The sequence below is a fragment of the Nocardia carnea genome (assembly GCF_029869215.1).
Taxonomy (GTDB): Bacteria; Actinomycetota; Actinomycetes; order Mycobacteriales; family Mycobacteriaceae; genus Nocardia; species Nocardia carnea_B.
The window spans coordinates 34,126-40,774 of sequence record NZ_JARWPM010000243.1; the positions used below are offsets into that span (position 1 = coordinate 34,126).

Annotated in this window: 5 protein-coding genes; 2 read left to right on the top strand and 3 right to left on the bottom strand. The window is 67.3% G+C overall.

From position 1 onward, the window contains the following. Positions 1-25: 25 nt before the first annotated feature. Together QH276_RS17075 and QH276_RS17080 are read left to right on the top strand one after the other, a co-directional pair. Positions 26-883 carry a hypothetical protein gene (locus QH276_RS17075; RefSeq protein ID WP_280396952.1) on the top strand — a complete coding sequence of 286 codons (858 nt, stop codon included), beginning with the start codon at positions 26-28 and terminating at the stop codon, positions 881-883. Positions 884-908: 25 nt separating this feature from the next. Then, complete coding sequence (locus QH276_RS17080) at positions 909-1,331, top strand: hypothetical protein (RefSeq protein WP_280396943.1); 423 nt, start codon at positions 909-911, stop codon at positions 1,329-1,331. A 259-nt stretch (positions 1,332-1,590) separates the two neighbouring features. On the opposite strand, the gene QH276_RS17085 is transcribed toward QH276_RS17080, so the two are convergent. The 3 genes from QH276_RS17085 to QH276_RS17095 form a co-directional block, all read right to left on the bottom strand. Then, positions 1,591-2,280 carry a response regulator transcription factor gene (locus QH276_RS17085; RefSeq protein WP_280396944.1) on the bottom strand — a complete coding sequence of 230 codons (690 nt, stop codon included), beginning with the start codon at positions 2,278-2,280 and terminating at the stop codon, positions 1,591-1,593. Continuing rightward, complete coding sequence (locus QH276_RS17090) at positions 2,277-3,512, bottom strand: sensor histidine kinase (RefSeq protein ID WP_280396945.1); 1,236 nt, start codon at positions 3,510-3,512, stop codon at positions 2,277-2,279. Before QH276_RS17090 ends, QH276_RS17085 begins: the two co-directional genes overlap by 4 nt. Positions 3,513-3,736: 224 nt before the next feature. Next, positions 3,737-5,788, bottom strand: coding sequence for a CocE/NonD family hydrolase (locus QH276_RS17095; RefSeq protein WP_280396946.1), 2,052 nt, complete (start codon positions 5,786-5,788; stop codon positions 3,737-3,739). Between the last annotated feature and the right edge of the window lie 861 nt (positions 5,789-6,649).

A 6,649-nucleotide genomic window follows, 5' to 3' on the forward strand; every position in this document is an offset into this window, starting at 1 on the left:
TCCGACCGATCTTCCGATGCCGAAGATGCGGCCGAGCCAGGAAGTGCCGCTCGACTTCCCCCGGGAGTGGCTCGAGTTCGTGGATCCGGCCGACGACGAACATCTGATCGCGGCCGACCTCACCTGGTTGCTCTCCCATTGGACCTGCGTTTTCGGCACCCCCGCCTGTCAGGGCATCCTCGCCGAACAGCCGGATGCCGGCTGCTGCACCCACGGCGCGTTCCTCTCCGACGACGACGATCGCAAACGCCTGCGCAAGGCAGTGAAATTGCTGACCGCCGAGGACTGGCAGCTGATGGACGTGGCGCGCGACGACAAGGGCAAGATCAGTCGTAAGACGTATCTGGAAACCGATGATCTCGACGACGAGCCCGCCGAACGCACCCGCCGCTACAACGATGCCTGCATCTTCCTGAACCGGCCGGATTTCCCGGGCGGCGCCGGTTGCGCCCTGCACATCATGGCGATGCGCCGCGGCTTGGAGCCGCATACGGTCAAACCCGACGTCTGCTGGCAGCTCCCGATCCGCCGCACCCAGGAATACGTGACCCGGCCCGACGGCGTGGAGATCCTGCGCACGGTGATCACCGAATACGATCGGCGCGGCTGGGGACCGGGCGGTATCGACCTCGACTGGTACTGCTCGGGTTCGCCCGACGCGCATATCGGCGAGCGCCCGGTATGGCAGGCCTATCGCGCCGAGCTCATCGAATTGCTCGGCGAGCCCGCCTACCGGGAACTGGAACGGCAGCTGCGCCGCCGCGAAGGCACGCAAATCGCCGCGGAGCATCCCGCGACCACCAAGGCTCGTCGCAAAGCCCGGGCGCGTCAGAACGGGTTTCCGGCCGAACCGGATAAAATTCTGGGACTCGAGCTGCGATAGATCCCACCTCACCGGAGGCCGCGCCATGCGACTGCGCAGGACTCGCCGCACTCCCCGGCACCACCGGATCATCCCGCCCGCGATACCGCCGGTCCGCACCGGATCCCGGGCCCCGCATCCCCGCGCCGCCGGTGCCGGCGCCGTCCTCGCCGCGCTCCTGATCACCGCGGCGGCGCCGTGGGCGAACGCGCAACCGGCCGCCGACCCGCACCAGTTCTCCGACCACACCGCCGACTTCGTACCGCTCGGGGCACCGAACGCACTCGCCGCCCGCGATTCCGGTAAAGAGCTCGTGCTCAGCCCGCACGGCACCCGGCGCAGTATCGTCTGCCGCGGCAACGGAACCACCGTGCCGCGCTACGACTGCAGCCAGGAGGACGGCCTCGGCTGGGCGCCCCTGCACCGCACCGATACCCCCGTCGGCGAGGTCTGGATCTACTTCCCCTGAGGCACCGCTGCAGTACCTACCGGCCTGGCGCAGGACGACCCTGTTCATCCCGCGCGAACGCGGGCCCTACGTGGTAAACGCTGCGCTACCGCGTCCGAGCCCGACGCGCTCAGGCAGTGCCCGACGAGCCCGAGCGCGGGCCCTACGTGGTGACGCTGCGCTACCGCCTCCGGGCCTGACGCGCTCAGGCAGTGCCCAATGAGCCCGAGCGCGGGCCCCACGTGGTCACGCTGCGCTACCGCCTCCGGGCCCGACGCGCTCAGGCTTCGAGTTTGTATCCCAGGCCGCGGACGGTGACCAGGTGCTCGGGGCGGGCGGGGTCGGCCTCGATCTTCGAGCGCAAGCGTTTGACGTGCACATCGAGGGTTTTGGTATCGCCGACGTAGTCGGCACCCCAGACCCGGTCGATCAACTGGCCGCGGGTGAGTACGCGACCGGAGTTGCGCAGCAGGTACTCGAGCAGATCGAATTCCTTCAGCGGCAGCGTCACCGGGTTGCCGTTCACCAGGACGGTGTGCCGGTCCACGTCCATACGCACCGGTCCCGCCTCGAGAACGCCGTTCTCACTGCTGGAGTCCAGTTCGTCGCCGGCGCCGCGGCGCAGCACCGCCCGGATCCGGGCGATCAGTTCCCGGGCCGAATACGGTTTGGTGACGTAGTCGTCGGCGCCCAGTTCCAGCCCGACCACCTTGTCGATCTCGCTGTCGCGCGCCGTGACCATGATCACCGGGACCCCGCTGCGGGTACGCAGTTGTTTACAGACGTCGGTACCGCTCATCCCGGGCAGCATGAGGTCCAGCAGCACGATATCGGCCCCGGAGCGGTCGAACTCGGCGAGCGCCGAGGGGCCGTCCCCCACGACCGTGACCTCGAAACCTTCCTTGCGCAGCAAGAAGGCGAGCGGATCGGCCAGCGACTCTTCATCCTCGACGATCAACACACTCGTCATCTGCGTGCCTCCACACCATTCGATCGGCCCGCACCGTTCGGCCGCGGGCTGGGTTCTCTCTTCGTCAACGCGGGCAGGCCGGCGGCGCCGTTACCGTCGGCCTCCTGGTGCGCGGGTATGCGCAGGGTGAATGTCGAGCCGGTGCCCAATTTGCTCCACAGGGTTATTTCACCGTTGTGGTTGGCGGCCACATGTTTCACGATAGCCAGGCCGAGCCCGGTTCCGCCGGTGGCGCGGGAGCGCGCCTTGTCGGACCGGAAGAACCGTTCGAAAACCCGTTCCTGATCTTCTTTGGCGATACCGATGCCCCGGTCGGTGACGGCCATCGCGACATAGTTACCGCGGATCGAGCGGCTCACCGAGACATGCGATCCCCGCGGCGAGTAGGCGATGGCGTTCTCCACCAGATTCGACAGCGCGGTGATCAACAGGGTTTCGTCGCCGCGTACCTCGAGTCCGCTCGGCCGGTCGGTACTGACCGTGATCCCGGCGGCTTCGGCGGCGGTGCGCGACCGGTCCACGGCCTGGTTGACCACGGTATCGACGTCCACGACCTCGAGTTCGGGCAGCTTCTCCGCACCCTGCAGCCGGGACAGCGCGATCAGCTCGGTGACCATCTTCCCGAGGCGGTTCGATTCGGCCAGCACCCGCTCACCGAAATGCCGCACCGCCTCCGGATCCTCGACGGATTCCAGCAGCGCCTCCGCCAGCAGGCTCATCGCGCCGACGGGGGTCTTGAGTTCATGGCTGACGTTGGCGACGAAATCGCGGCGGGTCGCTTCCATCCGGGCCTGCTCGGAATCGTCGTCGGCGAACAGGACCGTGAAACTGGTCTCCTCGGGCGAGAGCGGCCGGGCCAGCCCGCGCACGGCGATACGGCCCCGGCCGGGTGTGGGCTTTTCCGCGGTGAGATCGAACTCGGCCGATTCGCCGGTGGCCAGGACCTTCTCCACCGCTTCCCAGGCACGCTCGTCGAGCAGCCGGTTACGCACCAGGCCCAATTCCTCGGCGCGGGGATTCACCAGCACGACATCGCGGTATTCGTCCACCACGGCGATACCGCTCTCCGAGGCGAGCACGATCAGGTCGAGAACCTGGGACATGGTCAGGCCGGAATCGGCCTGCCGCCGCTGGGCCGTCCTGGCGTTCACATATGGGATCACCAGTCCGCCGACGGCCAGTCCGACGACAGCCGCCAGGACTGCCAGCAGTACGGCCTGGGGAACGCTCACATCAAGAATCGTACGGTCGACGACGCGTAAACAAACCCGGGGTCGGTGAAGTTTCATGCAGGTCACGGGCGATTCCGGCGGTGTTTGCCCGTCGTTTACGCATTGTTCGGCGGTGGCCGGGTTTCGGATCGACCCGGGCGTGTCCGATGCCCCGAAGACGCCGAAACCCCGTTGCGTCTGGGACACAACGGGGTTCACGACGGCCGCCCGCTCGGGGCGGGTGTTCACCAACCGGGGTTTCCGCGTACCGGGACGTTCACGAAACTCGGCCGGTTCGGGTCGAGCTGCACATGCTGCGGCTTCAGTCCGGTGTCGACGAGCATCGGCAGCGGCGGCACGCCCTTGGGCGGATTGCCGGCGTAGACATCCACCCGCAACCGGTGCCCCGGCTCGAGTCGCGCCTCGATCGCGGGCACCGCGATATCGAGCGTGGTCATCTCGCCGGGCACGGTGAGCCGCCGGTGCTCGATCGCGACATAGGGCCGGGGATCGGTGTAGTCGCCGTTGGCCGACCGGCTGCTGCGCGATTCGTCGATCTCCCGCAGCGAGGCCATCAGCTGCCCCGAGGACAACACCCGCGACTGCCCGTCCGGTGCCACATCGTTCACCGTCACCGACCAGTACCCGTCGGCCGCGTCCTGCACGGTCTCCAGATGCACCGCGATCGGCCCGGAGATATCGACGGCCTCCGCGACCGGCGAGCTGGTGAAGGTGAGTCCGTTCAACTCCTGGATCCGGGAATCGGCACCGCAGGCATTGACGATCGCGATAACGCCCGCGGTGGCCTGGCCGGCGTCGTTGGAACACAGTCCGGTGAGTCCCGGCGCGACCGTCAGCCGGGCGGAACTGTCGGCGACGGTGGTCAGCGATCCGTCGTGCACGCTGTGGCCGCCGGTCCCGCTGGGCGCCGCGGACAGATACATCCGCCGGTGCTCGGCCTGCTGGTCCACCGGCGCGCTCTCCCCGAAACCGTCCCGGGTCACCCAGCCGCCGCCCTGCTGGCGCAGGGTCACCGGGCCGTATCGATCGATACCGTTGTCGATACCCTTGAGCCATTTGTCGAACCAGGCGCGTTGCAGCACGTCCAGGCGCGGCGGCAGCCCCGGTTTACCGGATTCGCTGCCCGAGTTGATGTGATACGTATCGCCCATGAGCAGCTGTTTCTGCCCGGGCGCCAGCGGCATCTGGTTGTAGATCTGCGATTCGGAGTAGGTGAACAGATCGTGCCAGCCGCCGGTGACGAAGGTCGGCACATCGATCTGCGACGGGTCGCCCAGCCAGGCCTGCCGGTCCGGACTGTCCGCGCGGATCATCTCCTGTAGCCGCGGGTCCAGATCTTCGACACGCGGCGTGGTGTAGGCGTTCAGGAAGACGTCGAGATAGGTGAACGGCGAGGAGAGCCGGTCGTGCAGCCACACCGGATCGAAGGTGCCGTTGACCATGGATTCCACGTTCGGCATCCATTTGGTCGCATTGATCAGCGTCATCCACAGCGGGATGAAATTGAACCCGAAACCGCCACCCGGCATGAGCACGTCCTGCGCGAGATCGCTCCCCGGCACCACCGGGAACAGCGCCTTCAGCGCGGGCGGATGTTTTTCGGCGGCCTGCAGCTGGTTGATCCCCGAATACGACATCCCGGTCATGCCGACCTGCCCGTCGGACCAGGGTTGCCGCGCGGCCCAGTCGATCACCTCGACGGTGTCCGCCTGTTCGCGCTGCCGCAACATATCCCAGACGCCCTGGGAGAACCCGGTACCCCGGACATCCACCACGACCTGGACGTAGCCGCTCTTCACCAGCTGCCGGTCGACGGAGAAGTTGCGCATCGCGCCGCCACCCAGCGCCTTGGTGAGATCGGTGAGGCCGGACAGCGGGGTTCCGGTCATATCGATATCCCGGGCCAGCTGCATCATGGCGTCGGATATCCCCGGCACCGAATTCATATGGTCCATGAGATTGGTCGCCAGCTTGGTGTAGGGCGTCATATTCACCAAGACGGGCGTGCGGGTGTCGATCGGGTGGGAGGCGGCATCGGCGGGCCGGTACACGTTGGCCTTCAGCACGGTGCCGTCGCTCATGGTGATGGGCACATCCCAGGTGATGTGGATGTTCGGGTACTGCTGCGGCCCATCGTGGGTCGCCGCCCACTGCGCACCGGCGGCGCCCCCGTCCGGACCGGTAGCCACCGGTGCGGCTGCCGCCCCACCCCCCAGCAGCGGCGCCAGCAGTACTGCGGCCGCCAACGCCACAGTGGCACGTAACACGATCTTCATTGGCCGTGATCCACCTCTCGAACTGGTCGGACGATCGAGAGCATACACAGCGTTACCGGCGGGTAACGACAATTCCCCGACCAGATTTCGGCCATTCCCCACCACCCCACCCCACGCCCGTATTCCACACAAAAAAGGCCGGCCACCACAGTGGCCATCCACAAACACCGCACCCCAGGAAAGAGGACCCCCAAATCCCTACACCCGGATGGTTTACGGGCGGGGCCCGCCCCTCGTCTGCAGCGACAGAGCGGGGGAGCGAAGCGGAGGAGCGGCGGAGTGAAGACGAGGGGTTAATAGGGCCCCGCCCTCGAGGCGCGGAGCGCCTCCAAAATTACAGCCCGCCCCCTTGACGGATGGCCGACCCACGCCCACACAGCCGAAACTCCAACTTCCGAGGCATGGGCCCACCTCCAACCACAGCCCCGCCCCTTCGCGGAACATCGACCCCGGCAGCAAAGCTGAATACCGGCCCCGCCAAGCTCCCCGGAGGCAGCACCGCAACCCATCAGAAGCTATAGCTCCGAATTCGAGGCAGAGCGTCCCCGACATCACCGCCATAAACCTCGGACGGAGGTCTACCCCGTGCGCAAGTTCCGTCATTCTCGCGGTGAACGGTGACAAGATCGCCGCTCCGACGTCGCCGATCCGGATCGCGGCCGACCTCACAACACGCAGCCGGCACCGATAACAAAGCGCCCCCCGACATTTGGGAAGGGGCGCGGGCGCCCGGTTTTTCGTACGGGCCCCCCCGGGCCGCCCGTACCCAAACCCCGCGCCGCCCCCCCCCCCCCCAACGCCGGGCGGCGCTTTGTTATCGGTGCCGGCTGCGTGTTGTGAGGTCGGCCGCGATCCGGATCG